This is a genomic window from Sphingomonas kaistensis (assembly GCF_011927725.1).
GTDB classification, from domain to species: domain Bacteria; phylum Pseudomonadota; class Alphaproteobacteria; order Sphingomonadales; family Sphingomonadaceae; genus Sphingomicrobium; species Sphingomicrobium kaistense.
Genome location: NZ_JAATJC010000001.1, coordinates 292,644 through 312,443 on the forward strand (window position 1 = coordinate 292,644; position 19,800 = coordinate 312,443).

A 19,800-nucleotide genomic window follows, 5' to 3' on the forward strand; every position below is an offset into this window, starting at 1 on the left:
AGGTGCGTTTGACTTGACCCTCCCGCCGCCTTCGCCTAGCAGCGGCCCGCCCAGACGGCCCCTTCGTCTAGTGGTTAGGACGCGGCCCTTTCACGGCTGAAACACGGGTTCGAGTCCCGTAGGGGTCACCACACCTGAATGTGCTGCCGGGGGGCAGCCTCTGGTGTGACGGCAGGGCGGCGCAATACTCTTGTAACACCGGCACGAAAAAGCCCGGCGCCTTGTGGGCACCGGGCTTTTTCTTGCCGTGTCCACCGCCCCCGACGGGAGCGGCAGATGGATCAGGCGAACTGGGGCAGGTGGGTGCGGCGGCGGCGGCGCATCGAAACGCCCACGGCACCGAAGCCGAACAGCATCAGCGCCCAGGTGCCGGGCTCCGGAACCGCGGCGGCGACACCGCCGAGGCGGACCTGACGAAGATCGGCGACGCCGCTTCCGTTGGTGTCGAACGCGATCGATGTGATGAGGTCACCGCCGGTGGCCGAGAAGCCGAAGAAATTCTGGCCGTTGGCGAGGCTGAAGGTCTGGGCAATGCCGTTGACGAAGATCGTCACCGAGCTGGTATCGGCCGCGGCATTGAAGAGATTGAACTCAGCCGAAGTGAACGTGCCGCCACCGGTGAGCGAGATGGTCGCCTGATCGAGCGCCGACCCGTCAGCTGCGACGAAGCGCGACTGGCCGTTGGACGAACTGGTCGTGATCGACTCGTTCGAGGTCACGCTGACCGCGGTGCTGGTCTGGTTGGTGCTGCCCATGACGGTGGTGCCGGTCATGGTGGTGTTGGCGAGAACATTCTCGGACGGCTGCACGAAGCCGGCGCCGGCCTGAACCGTGATGGCGGCCGAAGCCGGGGTGGCCACGGCCACGGCAAGTGCCGACGCGGCCGCAAGGGTCGTTAGTTTCTTCATCGCATGAATCTCCGATACGCGACACGGGGATGCTCAGAAGCAACCTCTTGGTCCGAAGCGCACGACGCATGCGTTAACCATCTTGTTCCGGCGCACCGAAAATAAAGTTAATGAAACGCTAACAGTACCTTGGAGAACGGCAAGCGAGGCCGTTTGTCAGCCTTGGTCGGCGCGTCCGTAGACGTCGTCGAAGCGCACGATGTCATCCTCGCCGAGATAGGTGCCGCACTGAACCTCGACCAAGTGCAGCGGGACCTTGCCCGGGTTGGCCAGGCGGTGGACGGTCCCGGCACTGATGTAGGTCGATTCATTCTCGTGCAGCAGGAAAGTGCGCTCGCCCACCGTCACTTCGGCGGTACCGGTGACCACTACCCAATGCTCCGACCGATGATGGTGGAGCTGGCTGGACAGCTTGCCGCCGGGGCGGACGATGATGCGCTTGGTCTGGAACCGGGCATCGCGATCGGTGGTCTGATAGGAGCCCCACGGACGATGGACCACGCTTCCGAGGTCGGCATTGGAATCGCCGGTTTCCTTGAGCGCCTTGACCACCGCGCCGACGTCCTGGACCCGGTCGCGGGCGCTGACCAGAACGGCGCCGTCGACCGCGACCACCACCACATCCTTGAGGCCGAGGGTGGCGACGGTGGTGTCCCCGCCGGCGATGACCAGCGAGCCGGCGGTGTCGACGGCAAGCGCACTTCCCTGCAGTGCATTGCCGTGGCCGTCATGGTCCGACCGGCTCCAGATCTCGTTCCAGGATCCGAGATCTGACCAGCCCATGTCGACCGGCACCACCGCCACCCGGCGCGAGCGTTCCATCACCGCATAGTCGACTGAGATGGGCTGGATCGGCGCCGCGTCATTGTCCTCCGCGGGCCGGAAGAAGGCCCCGTCCGCGCCACCGCCGGAAACTGCTGCAGCGGCCCAGGCCGCGATGCCGGGGGCATGCTGGGCGATCTCGGTCAGGAAATCCTCGGCCCGGAACAGGAAGATGCCCGCGTTCCAGAAGTAGGCGCCCGAGGCGACATAGGCCTCTGCCTTGTCCAGCGAGGGCTTCTCCACGAATTCGGCGACGTCGACGACCGGGCCGCTGCTCAGTGCCTCCGGATCGACCCGGATGTAGCCGTAGCCGGTGTGGGGCGAGGTCGGGCGAACGCCGAAGGTGACGATCTTGCCGCGCGCGACCTGCGGAAGCGCTTGGGCGATGGCCGCGTGAAAGGCCGGGACGTCGTCGATCACATGGTCGGACGGAAGCACCAGCATGACCTCGCCGGGGCGATGGTCGGCCAGCCACTGGGCGGCGACGGCCAGCGCGGGGGCGGTGTTGCGGCCCTGCTGCTCGAGGATGATGCATTCGGGCTGGGCCCCGCCATCCTCGACCTGGTCGCGCACCAGGAAGCGCTGATCCTCGGCAGTGATCAGCAGCGGCGGCGAAAACAAAGATCCCGACGCGCGCGCCACCGTGTTCTGCAGCAGCGAGGGGCCGCCGTCGAAGCTGGCGAGCTGCTTGGGGAATTGCGCACGGCTGAGCGGCCACAGCCGGGTGCCGGCGCCACCACACAGGATCACCGGTCGGATGGAGGCCGGCATCGCGGCGGCGCGGGACTGTTCGCTGTCGGTCATTCACCTGCCTTAAAGCCAATGCCGGCCCTCGTCGCGGGCCAAAACACGTTAACCACACACTGTTCCGGATCGACGCACCCCCTCTGCACGACCTTCGCAAGACCGGCTTCTTCGGGTAGAAAGGAAACTTAACAAGACTTTAATTGTTCTTGTTGGGAAATGATTGTGCGGAGAGCGAGCGTGCTGAAAGTTAATGCCGCAAGGGCGCGCATCACCGTCGTGGGGCTTGTCTGCCTCGCCGCGATCGCCTCCGCTCCGCTCGCCGTCGGCGGTTTCGGCAGCCTCGGAAGCTTTGGAACGCAGGGCATCGCCCTCCCCAGCCTGGCGTCAGCCCAGCAATTGATGGCGATGCTCGACGCGCGTTCGCCGGGCGAGCGTGAAAAGGGCGCGCTGACCCAGACCAAGGTCAAGCAGCGGCTCGCCTTCGTTCCGCGCGAGCGGGCGCTGGGCAAGACCTTCCCGCCCAAACCGTCGCCGATGGAGCAATTGGTCAAGGTCGTGGTGCCCGCCCCGCCGCCGGTGCAGATCGTGCCGCCGATCGCGCCGCTGGTCCCACCGACCACCGCCGACATCATCAACCCCGCCACCCTGGTCGCCAGCCTGCCCCCGGTCGGCGGCGGCACGCCGATCATCGGCGGTGGCGGCGGCCTGCTTCCCCCGCCGCCGCCGACCGGCACTGTTCCGCCCACCGGCGAAGTCCCGCCCGGAACCCCGGTGAGCGCGGTGCCCGAGCCCGGCACCTGGCTGACGATGCTGCTCGGCTTCGGCATGATCGGCACTGCCATGAACCGCCGGCGCCGGCAGTCGCGCCTGGCGACCGCCTGAGGGCGACGGCGTGCGCTGGCTGGTCCTGATCCTTGCTGCCGCAGCCGCGGGCGGACTATATGCCGCCCAGTCGCCGCTGGTCGCCCATTCGGCGCAGGTCACGGCCAAGCCGGTGGCCGCGATCGCGGCTGCGCCGATCGGCAGCGAGGATCGCATCACCCTGACGCCCCAGCAACGCCGGGAAGCTTCGGCCGAGGGTGGCTTCAGGCAGGTCCCGCTATCGCTGCTGCGGGTGAACCGCCGCATGCATTACGGCGATTTCGAATGGAATGACGAGGGCGTCCCTGCCGGCCCGATCACCATCCGCGTCGATCTTCGCACTCAGTTGCTGAGCGTGTTTCGCGGCGGGCACGAGATCGGCACCGCGGTCGCCCTGTACGGGGCCGACAGCAAGGAAACCCCGCTCGGCAGCTTTCCGGTGCTGTGGAAGGGCAAGGACCATCGCTCCAGCCTGTACGATGCGCCGATGCCCTTCACACTTCGCCTGACCGGCGACGGGGTGGCGATTCACGGCAGTAATGTCCGGTGGGGCGCCGCGACCCACGGCTGCGTCGGCGTGCCGACCGAATTCGCGCGGCATCTGTTCGCGCAGGCCAAGGTCGGCGACGTGGTCACCATCGTCCGCACCCCCTCGCCCGGCCCGAAGGCGACCGGCTAACCATTAGTTTACAGCCTGAAGCGCATGAAGGAGCCCGCGAAAGGGCTCTTCGATGCGGGAATGGCGGCGTTCACTCGGCAAACTTGTGCTGCTGGCAGCGGCCAGTCCGCTGCTGATCGGCAGCCTTGGCCCGCGCACCAGCTTCGACCAGCGCCTGCTTGCTGCCCACAACCGGGAAAGAAGCGCGGTCGCGGTGCCGCCCCTGCAATGGGATCCGGAGCTGGCCAAGGGCGCCGCTGCCTGGGCCGAGCATCTCAGCCGCAGCGGCAAATTCGAGCATTCGCCCGACGAGCCCGATGAACCACAGACTGGCGAGAATATCTGGGGCGGAACGCCGCAGGCTTATCAGCCGGAAGCGATGGTCGGCTTGTGGATCGCCGAGAAAAAGCAGTTCAAGCCCGGCACCTTTCCCAACAATAGCCGCACCGGCCGGATGGAAGACGTTACCCACTACACGCAGTTGATCTGGCGCCGCACCACTCACGTCGGCTGCGGGGTCGGTAATAGTGGTGCGGAGGAAGTAATGGTGTGCCGTTACCGCACCGCTGGCAATGTTTGGGGACAAGCCGTTAGCTGAGCGGGATGAACCGAGCGACTTAATCCGAAACCGCTTAATCTGATCGGAACAGAATTAGTTACCAGCCCGTTAACGAACACGCGGTGGAAATCCCATTCCATCGACTTTTCCAATCGTTAGGGGACTGTTATGAAATTGCTGAAACTCGGGGTCGCAACCGCGATCGCCGCCACTGCTTTGCCCGCAACGGCCGAAGCTGCCACGATCGTTGCCGCGCAGACCACGGTGAACGCCAATCTCGATCCTGCCGCCAATAATGGCTTCACCATCGGGTTCAGCGATTCCAATCTCGCCAATCCCTTCAACGAAGTGCTGACCTTCACCACCGACGTGGCCGGCCAGCTCAGCATCAACCTGACCTCGGTGACGACGTCGGCGTCGGATGACACCGACTTCTCCAACGTCTTCCTGTCGGGAACCGGCCTCGCCGGGCCGATCTCGATCGCTCAGATCCTCGCCGATCCGAACGAAACCCGTGCGCTGAACAACTTCAGCGTCGGCGTCGGCACGTTCACCCTGAACATCCTCGGCAACCCGGGCACCTCGAGCGGTTCGTTCGGCGGTTCGGTCGCGTTTACCGCGGCCGCAGCAGCCGTTCCCGAGCCCGGCACCTGGGCGATGATGCTCGTCGGCTTTGGCGCCATCGGCTTTTCGATGCGCCGCCGCCGCCAGACCGCTCACCTGTATCAGGCTGCGTAACTAGCCACACAGGTACGACGGAAAAGTTGAAGGGTCCGGCCGCCCCGCCGGACCCTTTTTCTTGTGCAGTGACCAAGGATCAGTTCGGCGGCTTGATGTTCGGCCGCAGGCCGGTCCACTACGGCGCATGACCGTGCGCATCGCCTATCTCACCAGCCAATATCCGGGGCCTTCCCACACCTTCATCCGGCGTGAGGTCAGCGCCCTGCGCGCGATCGACGTCGACATCCAGACCTTCAGCATCCGCGTCCCGCCTGCCGTGGATCTGAATTCTCCAGTCGACCAGGCCGAGGCCGTTCGGACGTTCTTCGTACTTGGACAGTCCCCGTTGACGTTTCTTGGCGCGCATCTGGGTGAAGCAGTCCGTCGACCGATCCGCACGTTGCGAACCTTGCTTTTGGCGCTTCGCCACCGCCCGCCGGGCATCAAGTCCGCCTTGCTGTCGCTGGCCCATTTCGCCGAGGCGATCGTGCTTGCGGGCGAACTGCGGCGGCGCAGGATCGGGCATCTTCACAATCATTTCGCGAATAGCGGCGCGACGGTCGGCATGCTCGCCAGCCACCAGGTCGGAATACCCTGGAGTTTCACCATCCATGGAATTTCGGAATTCGATTATCCGGCCGGCCTGCTCCTCGCCGACAAGATCGCCGCGTCGAAGTTCGTCGCATGCGTATCCCTTTTTGGACGCGCGCAGGCGTTTCGGGTGGTGGAGGGGGGGGAATGGAGCAAGTTGACCGTTGTGCATTGCGGGTTGGCGCTCGATGAGCTGCCAACTCCCGTGCAAACCGACGGCCCGGCGCTGCGCCTCATCCTCGTCGGGCGGCTTTCTCCCGAGAAGGGGATCGGTGGCTTGCTGCAGGCGATCAGCATGGTCGCGGTCGCCGAGCGGCCCCGGCTGTTCATCGTCGGCGACGGTCCGATGCGGGCTGAGCTCGACGAGCAGGTCGAGCGGCTGGGCCTCGGCGACCATGTGACATTCCTCGGCCGCCTGTCCGAAGCCGACACTCTGGTCGAAATCGCCCGTAGCGACGCGCTGGTGCTGTCGAGCTTCATGGAGGGACTGCCCATCGTCCTCATGGAAGCGATGGCGCTCGGCAAGCCGGTGATCGCGACCCGCGTGGCCGGCATTCCGGAGCTGGTTACCGACGGGGAGGACGGCCTGTTGTTCACCCCTTCGAACTGGGATGAACTGGCAGCGCATATCAAGGCACTGGCGAGCGATCCGGCGTTGCGACGGCGGCTGGGCGCTGCAGGTCCGGCAAAGATCGCCGCCGAATTCGATATCAGGACGTCGGCGGAGGCGCTTCGTCGCCTGTTCCTCCAGGCCGCTCCGTCCGCTGCCACTGCTTTGGAGCGCCCGAGCGGGCCAGCTTCAGATACATGGGCAGCTTCCACAGCGGATAGAGCGGCAGGCGAACCAGCGCCGAGGGGCTGAGAAAGGCCCGCCCCTCCCGCCACCAGGCCAGCAGCACGACCACCGCGGCGACGCAGCCGATGGTGGCGAGCAGTACGGCCGGTAGCCACGAGACAATATCAGCTAGTGCCAGCACGGCTGCGGCGCCCAATGCGACGATGTTCACCAGCGCCAGCAAGGCAAGCGGGGGGACCAGCAGGTCCAGGCCGGCGACCAGCACCCGGGGTGAGAAGCTTGCCAGACCGCGACCGATCAAGGCCGGCGCCGTGGCGCGGGCAAGTGCGAGATAGCCGCCTTCCCAGCGGCTGCGCTGCCCGAGGGTGTGCGCCTGGTCGGCATGAGGCGACCACACGACGGCATCCTCGATCAGCCGGGGATGCTTGCCGCTGCGGGCCAGTTCGATCCCCAGCCGCATGTCCTCGACGATACTGGCGGTGGCAAGATCGGCCGCGTCGAACTGGGACCAGGGAAGGCACATTCCGGTGCCCGTCAGGTGCACGCTGCCGGCAAGCCGCTGGAGGGCGCGCTGGCGCACCAAGTTCTTGATCAGGAAGGCGAAGGAGGAAACCTGGACCAGCGGTCCTGCCGAGGGAGCGGGCTCGAGCAGGTTGACGGCTTGCGCCGGTGACTGGAGGTGCTGGCTGGCCCCGGAAAGCGCGCGCAGGCTTTCCCGGTCGGTGCGGCAGTCGGAGTCGAGGACGATGACGGAGTGCGGCGGATTGGCGCGCATCCGATCGCGGGCGAAGGCGAGCGCAAAGCCCTTGCCGCGACGTTCTTGATCGAACCGTTCCACCACGTCGACGGGGAACGACCTCGCCACCGCAGCGGTATGGTCGCTGCAATTGTCGGCCACCACCATGATCTCGAAGTCGCCGGCGGCAGCGTCGACAAGTGCCGCCAGCGTACGTCCGATAACCGCTTCTTCATCATGCGCGGGCAGAATGACGACCGTACGGCCCAGCGGGGCAGGCCATTGCTGCTTTCGACGACGTGCAAGGCCGGTAGCCACTTCAAGCGCGAAGACGGAATTGATGAGCAGAAGCGGGGCAAGCAGGACCAGAACAACGATGGTAATCATGCGTCCGAAGTCTCTCCACCCGGGCTGTCCGTGGCAGCGATTGCCATGCTCCCGGCTTGAGACTAGCGTCTTGGATCAATTTACTTCTTCTGCCAACGCGGATTAGGGCGGGTATGTAGTGTTGCTTGTGAGGGACCGAGAAAAGGCGTCGGGGCTGGCCGGTTGGCAGCTCTCCCATTTCGTCCTGATCGCCGCCCTCCTGCTGTTCGTCGTGCCGCCGATGGTCGAGGTCGCGCGCTTCAACTGGACCACCGAGCAAGGCGGGCACGGACCGATCGTGATGGCGACCGGTTTGTGGCTGCTTTACCGCGAATATAGCAGGGCCAGACACCTTGCGGTTCCCGGCAATCGCCTGATCGGCTTTGGTGCCTTGCTGGTCCTGATCCCGCTCTACGTGGTTGCGGGGATCACCGGCATCCTCGAGCTGCAGGTGTTCCTGATGTATGCGGCGGTGGTCGCCGGCGCCTATCTTCTGGTCGGCGGCGCGGTCCTGCGGGCCTGCTGGTTCCCGATCCTCTATCTCGCCTTTGCGCTTCCACCGCCCGACCAGGTTGTCGCCGTCCTCACCCAACCGGTGAAGATCGCCATTTCGGGCGCCGCGGTGAAGTTCCTCTATGCGCTCGGCTATCCGATCGGCAGCTCGGGCGTGATGATCCAGATCGCGCAGTTCGAGCTGCTGGTAGCGGCGGCCTGCTCCGGCCTCAATTCGCTTCTCACCCTGTCGGCGATCTGCATGTTCTACGTCTATCTCAAGAACAAGAATGACAGGGCGCTGTTCATCGGCATGGCGCTGCTGGTCCTGCCCATCGCGGTGCTGGCCAACTTCATTCGCGTCCTGATCCTGATCCTGATCACTTATTATGCCGGCGAAGCGGCCGCGCAGGGGTTCCTGCACGACTTTGCCGGACTGCTCACGTTCGCCGCCGCACTCGCCACCCTGATGGCGATCGAAGCGCTCGTCACCAGCCGGCGCCGACCGCATTCCAGGAACGAGACCGTCGATGTCTGATGGCCGCGAGCCTCACGCAAGCCCCTCCCTTTCGCTCGATCGGCGACGCTTCCTGGTCGGCGGCCTGCTCGCTGCGGGGGCGGCCACCGCTTATGCCCGCAAGCCGAGCGAGGTCGTCAGCTACCTTGGCGACCGCAAGCTTGAGGACCTGATTCCGAAGCAGATCGGAGCGTGGGACTATCTGACCAGCAGCGGCCTGGTAGTCCCGACGGAGGACGCGCTGTCGGCGGCGCTTTATTCGCAGCTGGTCACCCGGGTGTACACCAACGGCAAGGACGCCCCGATGATGTTGCTGGTCGCGCAGGGCGCCGGCCAAAGCGGCGTGCTGCAGATCCACCGGCCCGAATTCTGCTATCCGGCAGGCGGGTTCGAGCTGTCCCCGATCGTCCCCGTGCCGCTTCCGGTGGGCGGTGGCGCGATCGACGTGAACAAGCTTTCGGCGACCATTCCCGGACGGGCCGAGCAGATCGTCTACTGGACCCGCGTCGGCAATCACATGCCGCTAAGCTGGGCCCAGCAGCGCATGGCCGTCGCGATGGACAATCTGAAGGGCATCATTCCGGACGCCGTCCTCACCCGCATTTCCACCATCGATACCGACAGGGACGCGGCCTTTTCCCGCCTGGCGGATTTCGCGGAACAGCTGTTGTCGAAGATGGGCGCCAACCGGAACGTGCTGATCGCCTGACCCTAATCGGCGCGGGGCCAGCGGAACGGTTTCAGGAAATGGAACACGAAGGCGAGCGTGCCGACGATCGCCAGGGCGGCAAGCAGATGCTGGCCCTCATTCCCGGCGTAATTGGCAAGTGCACAACCGACGCCGGCAGCAAGGTACATCCACAAGGGATCGTCCACATCATTGCTCTCGCTGGTCGAGCGCTGCATGAAAAGAACAATCAGTCCGGCGAAGATGCCGACGGTAATCCAGTCATATGGCGTTTCCACGAACAGCAACTCCTCCGCCTGTCTGGTGTACTCCTAGCATCGATGCTAGCCTCCAGAAACAGCAGTTCTCGAGGCTTCGCATTCTATGAAACATCGTACCCTTGTCGCGCTTCTCCTTCTCGCCACCTGCACGGCTTGCCAGAAGAAGGCGGAAGGTCAGACCGTCGCGGTCGTCAACGATGAGGAGATAACCGCCTCGCAGCTGAATGCCGAACTGGCCAATGCGAACGTTCCCGACGGAGCCGACAAGAAGGCGGTCACCAATCGCATCCTGCAGGGCCTGATCGACCGCCGCCTGCTGGCCGAGCAGGCCCGCAAGGACGGGATCGACCGGTCGCCGGACTTCATCTCGCGCCAGCAGAAGCTGAACGAGGAATTGCTGATCGGCATGCTAGCCAACCGGTCGATGGACACGAGCAAGCTTCCGACCGACGCGGAGATCGCCGCGTTCCAGGCCAAGCAGCCGCAGGCCTTCGCCAACCGCGAAGTGTGGAAACTCGACCAGCTGCAGTATGACACGCCCACCGACAAGGCGGTGCAGCAGCGGATCACCGCGACCAAGACGCTGGAAGAACTGGCCGGCGTGCTGACGGCGGCGCGGATCCCGTTCCAGCGCGGCAACAACCAGCTGGTCACCAGCGTCATCCCGTCCGAGCTCTACCCGCAGCTGGCCCGCCTCGGGCCGGGTGAGCCGTTCATCGTTCCGGCCGGCAACAAGTCGGTCGCAAGCGCCATCGCCACCCGCGAGCCCAACCCGCTGACCGGGCCGAACGCAAAGACCGAGGCGGTCAATGCGATGCGCCGGCAGAACAGCACCACCTCGCTCCAGCAGCGGCTGAAAGAGCTGCGGTCCGCTGCCAAGATCGAATATAAGGAAGGCTTCGCGCCGCCTGCCAAGAAATAGGCAGCCACGGCGGCGCCGTGGAGCGCGGGCGACTAGACCCTAGTTGTCGCGCTCGACGCCGTAACCGACGGCGTAGTAATTCTCGACGCCATATCCGTCGCTGAGCACGCCGCCCTTGAACTTGTTGAGGACGACGCCAGCCAGCTTCTGGCGGCCGAGCGCGTCGACCGAATCCTTGATCTCGCGCTCGGTCGTCAGGCCCTCTTCCGACACGAGGATATAGGCATCGAGATAGGCCATGCTCGCGACCGCGTCGTCGTTGGCGAAGACCGGCGGAAGGTCGCACACGAAGAGATTGTCCGGATTGCTCCGGCGCATGGCCTGGAACATCCCGCGTGCGCGGGCCGAGGCCAGCAACTCGGCGGAGTGGACCATCCCGCCGCGGGTCGGGATGATGGTCAGCGCTTCGCCGTCGAGCGCGTAGGTTTCGAACCGGCCGCCCCCGGCGAGATATTCGTTGAGGCCATTTTCCGGGATGATCCCGAACTGCGTGCTGAGCGAGCCGCGACGAAGATCGAGGTCGACCGCATAGGTGCGGATCTGCGGATCGCGGCTGAGGCTGGCGCTGATGTTGGCGGCAACGAACGACTTGCCGACATTGGGCGTCGCCGAGACCACGCCGACCAGCCGCATGTTGCGGCTGCGCTTCAGCTCGAGCAGGCGGCCGCGCACCAGGTTGAAGCTGCGCGAGCGCGGATCGATGCTGTTGAAGCCGTAGATGCCGCCGGACAGCGCCCGTTCCGGGCTCCAGCCGAGCACTTCGGGACTGTCGAGCGCATCGGCGACGAATTGGTCCGGCGTCGAATGGCGATCGGCGGCGTCGCCCGGGATCTGGTTGATGGAGCTATGCAAATCGCGGACTCTTTTTGCGGAAGAAATTGAAGCGGGAACGCTTCTTCTTGGCGCCGAGGAGCGGCACCACGCCAAGGACCGGGAAGCCGAGGCTTTCGATCTGCGACGGGCTGCGCAGCGGGCGCCGGAGGAATTCGACGGCGAAGGCGAGCAGGAGCCCGAGCACCAGGCCGAGAATGGCGCCGCCGGCGATCAGCAACGGCCGGTTGGGCGAGTAGGGCGTGTCGGGCAGGTTCGGCGGCTCGACCAGCGACAGCCGCTCGGCGCGCTGCTCGTTGGCGAGGCGTGCACTGTTCTGCGCCTTGAGGAGATCGTCGGCGACCTTGCGATACTGCTCGCGAAGGCCGGTCGCCTGATTCTCCAGCTGCATCGCCTGCTCGAGAATGGCCGGAGCCCGGGCCGAACCGGCGACGGCTGATTGCGCCTGCGCCATGGCCGAGGCGCGCGCCGCCTGAAGCGAGCCGATCGCCTGGTTGTTGGCGGCGATCTGGCCACGCAACAGCCCCGATTCGTCCTGCGACGGATTGGCGCGCGACATCTGCTGCACGGCGCGGAGCCGCTCGCGCGCGGCCGCGACGTCGGGGTGGTTGTCGTTGTACAGCGCTTGCGCCGCAGCCAGCACGGCCTCGGCATTGGCGACCTGCGGGTCCTTGCGCGGCACGCGATTGACCTGCGCCAGGAGCTCGCGGTTCTGGCTTTCGAGGCTGGCGATCTGGCTCGAATAGCTGCCGAGATCCATCATCGGCGGAGCATTTTGCGCCAGCGCGGCCCCGTTGCGGGCCTTGAGCGTCGTCAGCTGATTCTCGAGGGTGCTGATCTGCCCGCGCAGGCGATTGGCCTGGTCCTCGAGGAAGCGGACGCTGAGCCGCGCCTGCTCGGAAATGTCTTCGCTGTCCTGAGCCAGGAAGTCGTTGACGTAGCTTTGCAGGACTTCCTGGGCCTGGCCCGGATCGGAATAATCGAAGCTGATATCGATCGCGATCGTGTCGTTGGTACCACCCGAGGAGCCGCCGAGGTCGTTGGTCTGCGCGCCGACGGTGGTCGCGTCGCGCATCTTTTCGACGATTTCCGACAGCGGATCGCTCTGCCGATCCTCGGGATACAGGTTGTTCTGCTCGATCAGCCGGATCAGGTCGCCGCGGCTCAGCACCCGCTCGCGGATCCGGGCGATGCGCTGCTCGATGTCGCCTGCGGTCGGCGCCTCGACCACGCTGGTCGGCAGGTCCTGCGACTGGACCAGCAGGCTGGCCGTCGAGCGATATAGGGTGGGCAGCGCAAAGGCGGCGATCGCTGCCGCCAGCGTAGTGACGACGAAGGGCCAGATGACCCAATTGCGTCGTTGCCACATGATGGTGGGCAGGTGGTTGAAAAACCACCCGATCCCGCCCTGCCCGGTTTCCGTCTCATCCATCAGCGCACGCTTCCAAATCGATTGCGGATGAACAGCGACCCGCCGATGTCTGCCTTGGGATCCGGTCCTCCGATGGTGAACTTGCGAGCGGCGACGTTGACGCCCGCAGACAGACGCAGGCTGATCTTCCGGTCGAACGAGCCCGACGCCGAGTAGAAGTTCTGGCGTCCAAGTCCGAGTTCACGAGCCGAGTCGGTCGTGGTCGCGGCAATGGCGAGCTGGATCTGGTCACGCGCATTCAAGCGCCGCGAGTAATTAGCCGAGAGGCTCGAGGAAGTCGGCGCAGCCCCAATCGAAGTGCTCTGCGTCCGCCGCGCGATGGCGGCACACATCCGTTCATATTCCAGATTACGGCACAGCGACGCGTCGAACGCGAGATCGGTCGAACTGCTTTCGCCGAGCGGCCCGAGGTCGCGTTCGGTCCTGACGAAGCCGATCGCGCCGTCGAGTTCAAGGCTCTCGTCGAGCCGCAGGTTGGCGGTAACTTGCGGTCCATAGGTCAGGATCGACCGGTCGAGCGTGTAATCGGACTTGCTCGCGATCAGCCTCACACCGGCTGACAGCCGCTCGTCCAGCTGACGATTCCAGGCCAAGGTGGAATCCAATTGGGTGTAGTTGAGCAGATTGCCCGCATTGCCTTTGAAAAAGGCCCGCTGCGCGCCGATGGTGCCGGTGAGGCTGTCGCGCGGCGACAGGGTGAAGCTGAGGCCTCCGTTGCCAAAGATGCGGTACTGGCGCTGCGAAAGGGCGGCGAGGTCAGGATTGACCACGATGACGGAGCCTTCCGGGATCACCGGATCGACCGGGGCAGTATTGACGGGAGCGTCGAAAAAACGCGAGCTCAGCTGCGCTCCAAAGTCGCCGCTGAAGCCGGCACTACCAAAGGCCGTGACGGTCTCACTGATCTTGGTGCTGTTATTGCCCTGAACGGAAAACAACTGCCGGTTGCCGTAGCGACGAAAATAGGTGCTGTTCTCGACATAGGCCGAGATGTTCGATCGGCTCCGCTCGGTGCTCCAGCCATGATAGCCGTAAGCCGAAATCCGGCCGAACGCGCTGCCGACGCCATCCAGGCGCAGATCGGGATTGGTCGAATAGCCAAGGCCGGCCTGCAGATCGAGAAAGGTCTCGTTCTGGGCATGGGCCGGGGCGGCCGCGAACAGCGGCAGCAGGCTGGCGCCGGCAAGGGCGCGCAGGAAATGCTTGCCGGTGATCATGGAACCACCAATGTATCGCCGCTCAAGATCTGCGGTATGTCGTTCGAGTTCAAGCGCCCTCCGCTACCCCTTAGCGCGTCCACTATTCGCACACGGATCGTCAACAGATCGCTACCAGACTTGCGGATAATGCGAATATTGCCGAGATCGGCGAATTCCGTGGCGCCGCCCGCGATGCTCAAGGCTTCCAGCGCGTTGACGTAGCGACCCGGAGTGAAGGTGCCCGGCCCCTTGACCTTGCCGACCACCGAGAACTGGAAGCCGGTCGGATTCTTGACCGACACCGTCACCTGCGGGACCGAGCCGCGATATTGCGGCTGAAGGCCGGCCGTGATGATCCGCTCCAGTTCGGAAGGAAGCCGCCCCGCGGCGACGACCTGCCCGACCAGCGGAAAGGCGAATGTTCCGTCCGGAAGCACCCGAACGCTGCGCTGCAGCCGCTCGTCACCCCACACCAGCACATCGATTTCGTCGCCCGGGTTGATGCGGTACGCGACCCCGGTGGGAGCAGCCTGGCTTGCCTGCTGGGCGCTGGCCGTGCTGCCAAACGCGCCAAAGGCGATGGCAAGCAGCAGGGCTAGGTAGATGTTAATGCGCGCCATGTTACTCCTGCTCAAATCGGGGTACTGGGAGGTGTTCGGTGTTCTCACTCGACTCTTCTGGTCAAAATCCGCTCAAAGGTCTAGTCGAACCCCTTTATGAACCACAAGAACAGGTTGAGCTTTGTACTGCTCCCGTCCCTGATCCTGATCGCTTCGCTGAGCGCCTGCGACAATCGCCAGGAGCAGGCTCAAAGCGCTTATGCCGACTACCAGGCCGCAGTCGTAGGGGGTGATCTTCGCGAAGTCCGGCGCGCTCTCGCGAAGCTTGTGGCGGCCGATGATTCCAACGCCGATTACTGGGTCGAGCTTGGCAAGGTTTGCATGCAGCTGTCCGATTATGGAGCAGCTTATGACGCCTTCCAGCGTGCACATGAGCTGAACCGAAGCAATGTCGAGGTGCTCTCGATCATGACCCAGCTCGCCCTTCGCGGGGGCAATCTGGAAGTTGCCAGCGACAATGCCCGCCAGCTCGAGCTGGTCGCGCCGACCAATTCGGCAGTGCCGCTGACCAAGGGCTATGTCGCGCTTCGGCGGGGCGATTTCGAGGAAGCCGATCGCCAGGTCGCGGCCTTTGCGGCGCTTGCTCCCTTCGATCCCAATGGCAAAGTCCTGCAATCGCGGATCCTGATGGCCCAGGGCCGCCGGGAGGATGCGATCACGCTGCTGAGCTCGCAGATCACGCAGCAGCCTTCGGACGCGATGAGCCTCCGCGCGCTTGCCAGCATCTACGAGCTGAAGGAAGACTGGCCGCAGGCCGCCTCTGCGCTTCGCAGCTATCTTAACTGGCAGCCTACTGACCAGCAGGCGCGGGTGCGGCTGGTGGAAGCGGAACTGCGCTCGGGAGCGATCGATGCCGCTGCGGCGGTGACGCTGAAGGGCGTCGAGAAGGACGACATCGACGTCCTGCTCGCGCCGTGGATCGCGCTCGGCCTGCAGGACAAGGTCGCCGACCGCCTGTTCACCTGGGCACAGAGCGCCGACACCGGTCGCCGCATCGCGATCGCCCGCTTCCTGACCTTCACGGCGCAACCGGCGCGGGTGCTGTCCCTGATCGAGAAGGATGCGAGCCTGCCGGTGCGACCGGCGAATATCGTCGCCAATGCCATTTACGGGACAGCGCTGGTGCAGAGCGGCCGGGCTCGCGACGGGCTGTCGCGGCTGGACGCCGTGCTTCAAGTCGACGGCAAGAACCGCGAGGCCCTGCGGGCTCGCGCGCTGCTGCGGAGCCGGGCCGGACAACATGAGGCAGCGATCGAGGACGCCCAGAAACTGGTGGCAGCGGACCGCAATGCACCTTCCGCCCGGCTGCTGATGGCGCGCGTCTATGCGGCGTCGGGTGACACGGAGGGGGCCCGCCGGACCCTGTGGGAGGCCTTCCACGACATTGGCGGTGACCGCACCATTTACGATGCGCTAAAGCCACTCGTGGCAAAATCCGACGGAGCGGACGCCGCGCAGCGACTCTCGCAAGAATTTTACGATAAGCGCAACGAACAGATAACCCGGAGCTTTGCGTGATCGCGCCCTCGGACGAGGACATCCTGCTGAAGGAGGCAGCGCCCGAACGGCTGGCGCCCGAACGGCGTGCGCCCAATCTGACGGCGACCGGGACGCGGTTCACGTCGAACATTGTCGGCCCGATGCTGTTCCTGCGCGACATGCTCTGCTTCCTGCTGGCCTTGCCGGCGACGCTGTTCCTGTATGATTGGCTGTTCGCGCAGCCGCTGGTCCCCTCGGTGCACTTCTTTGCCTTCACGGCGATGCTTGGCAGCTTCATCCTGCTCCGGGTGTCGAAGGACAGCTACCTCCAGAACCTGTTCACACTCAACGAGCGCGGCGACAGCGCGGTGTTCGATGCGTTGCTGGGCGGGCTGGTCGCCACTGCCCTCGTCTTCCTGTCCGGCATGGTGGAGAATTTCTCGCGCGGCGTGAGCGTGCTGTATGTCGCCGCCACCGTGACCTTCCTCGCGGCCTCGCGCTGGCCGTTCCATCGCATGCTTGACCGGATGGCGACCCGCGGCGTGATCGGGCAGCGCATCGCCTTCTACGGCGCCGACCCCGGCTCGATCGAGGCCATCCGCAAGGTGCTTGCGTCGAGCAATCTCAGCCATCTCCACTTCGTCGGGGTTGCCGACGACCGCCCCAAGCTACCCGATGTCCCGGAGCTCCGCTTCATCGGTGGCAGCGACGAGCTTGCGACGATGGCCCGCGCCGGGGAGGTCGACCAGGTCTTGATCAGTGTCCGCAACCTGCCGCCAGCCCGGCTCCACGAGATCATGGAGCGGCTGAATTCGGTGTGCGTCGACATTTCGCTTATCCCCGACCAGGCGATCGACCTTGCGCCCGATTACCGCGTCCGCCTGATCGGGACCCTGCCGGTCCTGACGGTGTGGCAGCGGCCGTGGCGCGATGTCAGCGGCATGCTGAAGCGGACCGAGGACGTGATCCTCGCGTTGCTGGCACTGATCGCGGTGTCGCCGATCATGCTGATCTCGGCCCTGCTGATCCGCCTGACCAGTGCCGGACCGGTGTTGTTCGTGCAGCCGCGGGTCGGGTTCAACAACGAGGTCATCCACGTCCTCAAATTCCGCTCGATGTACGCCACCCAGACCGACCTCGTCGGCCTGCAGACCACGACCAAGGCCGACCCTCGGGTGACCCCGGTCGGCAAGGTCCTGCGCCGCCTCAGCATCGACGAATTGCCGCAGCTTCTGAACGTGCTGAAGGGCGACATGTCGATGGTCGGCCCCCGCCCCCACGCCACTCACATGCGGGTCGGCGACCTGTTCTACCAGGAAGCGGTCAAGGGCTATGCCGGCCGTCACCGGGTCAAGCCGGGGATCACCGGCCTTGCCCAGGTCAAGGGTCTGCGCGGCGAGATCCGCACGCTCGAGCGGGCCAAGCGCCGGGTCGAGCTCGACCAGCAATATATCAATCAATGGTCGGTGTGGCTCGATCTGTGGATCCTGGTGCTGACCGTCAGGGCCGTGTTCCTCGATGCCGATGCCTACTGAGCGGGTGCCGTTCGTCGGCGTGGGGTTCGACCGGCTGACCATGGCCGACGTGCTGTCGCGGCTGTCCGCCGTCACCAGCGCCACGCCCTACGGCTATGTCGTGACGCCCAACGTCGACCATGTCGTGCGGCTAGACGATCCGGCGCAGGCGGCGGAATTAGAGCCGCTGTACCGCGAGGCCGATCTCAGCCTGTGCGACAGCCGGATCATCGCCCACCTTGCCCGCGCCCGGGGGCTGTCGCTTCCGGTGGTTCCCGGCAGCGACCTCACGCCAAGCCTGTTTGAAAATGTCATCAAGCCGGGCGACCGGATCGCCATTATCGGCGGTGACAAGGACATGGTGGCCGACCTCGGCCGGCGTTATCCGGGCGTCGACCTGGTCCATTACGAGCCGCCAATGGGCCTGCGCCGCAATGCCGCCGCACGGATAGAGGCGGCGCGCTTCATCGCCGAGGCGCGGGCGCGCTTCACCTTCATCGCCGTCGGCTCGCCGCAGCAGGAGATGATCGCTGGCGCGGTGCGGGCCTTCCCGCAGGCGACCGGGATGGCGCTCTGCATCGGCGCCTCGCTCGATTTCATCACCGAGCGGCAGCGCCGCGCGCCGCGCATCATGCAGCGGTTGAGCATCGAGTGGGTCCACCGCCTGGCCTCGGACCCCAAGCGGATGTGGCGCCGCTACCTGGTCGAGGGTCCGCGCATCTTCCTGCTCGCCGCCCGCCACCGCCGGGGCACCGCGGTTCGTTGATCGAGACGATTACCCCGACCGGCGCGCGGCATCTGACCCTGCCGGGTGCGTCACCCGGCCGCCTCCGCGCGCGCCGCCAGAAGAAGCTCGCGGTCATCCTGCTGGTGGCCGTGGCGCTGCTGGCCGCCGCGATTGCCGCCGGGCTGCATTTCCAGGAAAGCCTGGCGTCCGGTGCGGGAGGAGGACCCAAGGCGAGGGCCGATGCCGCCGCCGCAGCCGCGGCCGCCGCAATTCCCGAGCTTCCGCCGCCCGACCTGTTCCGGCCGCTCAGCCCGGAGGAAGCGCAAAAGCTCAACGCCGAGCGTCCGGTCGAGGCGCCCACCGTGGCCGCCGCCCTGCCCTTCAAGCTGCGGGCCGACGAGATCAGCCGGCTTCGCGCGGTCGATTGCCTGACCCAGGCCATCTATTACGAAGCCGCCTCCGAAGGGGTCGACGGCGGCCGCGCGGTGGCCCAGGTCATCCTCAACCGCGTCCGCCACGGCGGCTACCCCAACAGTGTCTGCGGGGTGGTCTACCAGGGCAGCCAGCGGGTCACCGGTTGCCAGTTCACCTTCACCTGCGACGGCTCCCTCGCACGGACTCCGGTGGCCTATCTGTGGGCCCGCTCGCGACTGATCGCCAGCGAGGCGCTGGCCGGCCGGACCTTCGCGCCGGTCGGCTATTCGACCCATTACCATGCCGATTACGTGGTACCCTACTGGGCCGCGTCGCTCGACAAGGTGGCGGTGATCGGGCGTCATATCTTCTACAATTTCAGGGGCTCGGCCGGGTCGCGCACTGCATTCCGGCAGGGCTATGCCGGAACCGAGCCATCGGTCCAGTTGCCGATGGCGGAGGTCATCAGCGACAGCCTCGACACGCTAGAGAACGTCACGGCGCCGAGCGACCTGCCGGCCGAGATCAAGGTCGAGGAGGACCGGGTCGAGGTGCTCGCCCCCGCCCCGCAGGTCAAGGCGCCGGACAGCAGCCCGCTCCAGGCCGACCTGGCGCGCGGGCAGTTGATCCTCGGCGAAGCGGCCCCGGGCACCGCCCCCAAGCCCAAGGCCAGCGCCGAAGCGACCTGCAAGAATGGACCCGTGCAATCGGTCCGCGCGGTGGAATCGGCGGTGCAGCGGGTAGGAGCGAGCAAGGACGGCTGCTGAGCCAGGCCAAACAGCCGCCGCAACTCGGATCAGGGCGGATGCAGACTGTCAGATGCGCTTGCTTTCGCTGCTATCGCCCCCTTAAGCGGACCTGCTGCCGATCATCGCGGGGCCGCAAGTTCGTAACGATCATGGAAGGCACGCTACCCGTCATGCGGACTTGTCAGATGAGGG

The 19,800-nt window shown here is 65.6% G+C and carries 19 protein-coding genes, 1 tRNA gene and 1 pseudogene; 13 read left to right on the forward strand and 8 right to left on the reverse strand.

What is annotated here, in order from left to right; genetic code table 11:
* Positions 1–56: 56 nt before the first annotated feature.
* Positions 57–131, forward strand: a tRNA-Glu gene (locus tag GGQ97_RS01375).
* Between the two features lie 150 nt (positions 132–281).
* Here GGQ97_RS01375 and GGQ97_RS01380 read toward each other — a convergent pair.
* Positions 282–908, reverse strand: a complete 627-nt coding sequence (locus GGQ97_RS01380) for a PEPxxWA-CTERM sorting domain-containing protein (RefSeq protein WP_168067294.1) — start codon at positions 906–908, stop codon at positions 282–284.
* A 156-nt stretch (positions 909–1,064) separates the two neighbouring features.
* A complete protein-coding gene (locus GGQ97_RS01385; RefSeq protein WP_209022767.1) occupies positions 1,065–2,534 on the reverse strand; it encodes a mannose-1-phosphate guanylyltransferase/mannose-6-phosphate isomerase in 1,470 nt (489 codons plus the stop codon).
* A 180-nt stretch (positions 2,535–2,714) separates the two neighbouring features.
* Between GGQ97_RS01385 and GGQ97_RS01390 the strand changes: the two genes are divergently transcribed.
* The 5 genes from GGQ97_RS01390 to GGQ97_RS01410 all read left to right on the forward strand — a co-directional run bounded on the left by GGQ97_RS01390 (position 2,715) and on the right by GGQ97_RS01410 (position 6,728).
* Positions 2,715–3,359: a PEPxxWA-CTERM sorting domain-containing protein gene (locus GGQ97_RS01390; RefSeq protein WP_168067295.1), complete on the forward strand. Its 645-nt coding sequence runs from the start codon at positions 2,715–2,717 to the stop codon at positions 3,357–3,359.
* A gap of 10 nt (positions 3,360–3,369) precedes the next feature.
* Positions 3,370–4,017: a L,D-transpeptidase family protein gene (locus tag GGQ97_RS14235; RefSeq protein ID WP_342448418.1), complete on the forward strand. Its 648-nt coding sequence runs from the start codon at positions 3,370–3,372 to the stop codon at positions 4,015–4,017.
* A gap of 52 nt (positions 4,018–4,069) precedes the next feature.
* The gene (locus GGQ97_RS01400) at positions 4,070–4,594 is read left to right on the forward strand and encodes a CAP family protein (protein ID WP_168067296.1); all 525 of its coding nucleotides are present in this window, start codon (positions 4,070–4,072) and stop codon (positions 4,592–4,594) included.
* A gap of 129 nt (positions 4,595–4,723) precedes the next feature.
* Positions 4,724–5,293 (forward strand): FxDxF family PEP-CTERM protein, encoded by a 570-nt coding sequence (locus tag GGQ97_RS01405; protein WP_168067297.1) that lies wholly within the window; start codon positions 4,724–4,726, stop codon positions 5,291–5,293.
* A 127-nt stretch (positions 5,294–5,420) separates the two neighbouring features.
* On the forward strand, positions 5,421–6,728 hold the full coding sequence (locus tag GGQ97_RS01410) for a glycosyltransferase family 4 protein (RefSeq protein WP_168067298.1): 1,308 nt from the start codon (positions 5,421–5,423) through the stop codon (positions 6,726–6,728).
* A gap of 67 nt (positions 6,729–6,795) precedes the next feature.
* On the opposite strand, the pseudogene GGQ97_RS14240 reads toward GGQ97_RS01410, so the two are convergent.
* Positions 6,796–7,785 (reverse strand): annotated as a pseudogene (locus tag GGQ97_RS14240) (glycosyltransferase family 2 protein); the annotation flags it as partial.
* 127 nt (positions 7,786–7,912) lie between these two features.
* On the opposite strand from GGQ97_RS14240, the gene xrtV reads away from it, so the two are divergent.
* Positions 7,913–8,794 carry an exosortase V gene (xrtV, locus tag GGQ97_RS01415; RefSeq protein ID WP_168067299.1) on the forward strand — a complete coding sequence of 294 codons (882 nt, stop codon included), beginning with the start codon at positions 7,913–7,915 and terminating at the stop codon, positions 8,792–8,794.
* Complete coding sequence (epsI, locus tag GGQ97_RS01420; protein ID WP_168067300.1) at positions 8,787–9,482, forward strand: exosortase-associated protein EpsI, V-type; 696 nt, start codon at positions 8,787–8,789, stop codon at positions 9,480–9,482. Before xrtV ends, epsI begins: the two co-directional genes overlap by 8 nt.
* 2 nt (positions 9,483–9,484) lie before the next feature.
* Here epsI and GGQ97_RS01425 read toward each other — a convergent pair whose 3' ends face one another.
* Positions 9,485–9,739: an XrtV sorting system accessory protein gene (locus GGQ97_RS01425; protein WP_168070612.1), complete on the reverse strand. Its 255-nt coding sequence runs from the start codon at positions 9,737–9,739 to the stop codon at positions 9,485–9,487.
* Between the two features lie 85 nt (positions 9,740–9,824).
* On the opposite strand from GGQ97_RS01425, the gene GGQ97_RS01430 reads away from it, so the two are divergent.
* The gene (locus tag GGQ97_RS01430; protein ID WP_168067301.1) at positions 9,825–10,643 is read left to right on the forward strand and encodes an EpsD family peptidyl-prolyl cis-trans isomerase; all 819 of its coding nucleotides are present in this window, start codon (positions 9,825–9,827) and stop codon (positions 10,641–10,643) included.
* 39 nt (positions 10,644–10,682) lie between these two features.
* Here the strand turns inward: GGQ97_RS01430 and GGQ97_RS01435 are convergent, their stop codons facing one another.
* Genes GGQ97_RS01435 through GGQ97_RS01450 form a run of 4 tightly spaced genes read right to left on the reverse strand, consistent with a single transcriptional unit; the run spans position 10,683 to position 14,725 of the window.
* Positions 10,683–11,495, reverse strand: a complete 813-nt coding sequence (locus GGQ97_RS01435) for a CpsD/CapB family tyrosine-protein kinase (RefSeq protein WP_168067302.1) — start codon at positions 11,493–11,495, stop codon at positions 10,683–10,685.
* Positions 11,488–12,906, reverse strand: coding sequence for a GumC family protein (locus GGQ97_RS01440; protein ID WP_168067303.1), 1,419 nt, complete (start codon positions 12,904–12,906; stop codon positions 11,488–11,490). Before GGQ97_RS01440 ends, GGQ97_RS01435 begins: the two co-directional genes overlap by 8 nt.
* The gene (locus GGQ97_RS01445) at positions 12,906–14,123 is read right to left on the reverse strand and encodes a hypothetical protein (RefSeq protein ID WP_168067304.1); all 1,218 of its coding nucleotides are present in this window, start codon (positions 14,121–14,123) and stop codon (positions 12,906–12,908) included. Before GGQ97_RS01445 ends, GGQ97_RS01440 begins: the two co-directional genes overlap by 1 nt.
* The gene (locus GGQ97_RS01450; protein WP_168067305.1) at positions 14,120–14,725 is read right to left on the reverse strand and encodes a polysaccharide biosynthesis/export family protein; all 606 of its coding nucleotides are present in this window, start codon (positions 14,723–14,725) and stop codon (positions 14,120–14,122) included. Before GGQ97_RS01450 ends, GGQ97_RS01445 begins: the two co-directional genes overlap by 4 nt.
* Before the next feature lie 96 nt (positions 14,726–14,821).
* Between GGQ97_RS01450 and GGQ97_RS01455 the strand changes: the two genes are divergently transcribed.
* The 4 genes from GGQ97_RS01455 to GGQ97_RS01470 are packed head-to-tail and all read left to right on the forward strand — an operon-like array spanning position 14,822 to position 19,626.
* Positions 14,822–16,243 (forward strand): tetratricopeptide repeat protein, encoded by a 1,422-nt coding sequence (locus tag GGQ97_RS01455; RefSeq protein ID WP_168067306.1) that lies wholly within the window; start codon positions 14,822–14,824, stop codon positions 16,241–16,243.
* Positions 16,240–17,739, forward strand: a complete 1,500-nt coding sequence (locus GGQ97_RS01460; protein ID WP_168067307.1) for an exopolysaccharide biosynthesis polyprenyl glycosylphosphotransferase — start codon at positions 16,240–16,242, stop codon at positions 17,737–17,739. Before GGQ97_RS01455 ends, GGQ97_RS01460 begins: the two co-directional genes overlap by 4 nt.
* The gene (locus tag GGQ97_RS01465; RefSeq protein ID WP_245197803.1) at positions 17,723–18,484 is read left to right on the forward strand and encodes a WecB/TagA/CpsF family glycosyltransferase; all 762 of its coding nucleotides are present in this window, start codon (positions 17,723–17,725) and stop codon (positions 18,482–18,484) included. Before GGQ97_RS01460 ends, GGQ97_RS01465 begins: the two co-directional genes overlap by 17 nt.
* Positions 18,481–19,626 (forward strand): cell wall hydrolase, encoded by a 1,146-nt coding sequence (locus tag GGQ97_RS01470; protein WP_245197804.1) that lies wholly within the window; start codon positions 18,481–18,483, stop codon positions 19,624–19,626. The genes GGQ97_RS01465 and GGQ97_RS01470 overlap by 4 nt, the downstream gene beginning before the upstream one ends.
* The last annotated feature ends 174 nt before the right edge of the window (positions 19,627–19,800 follow it).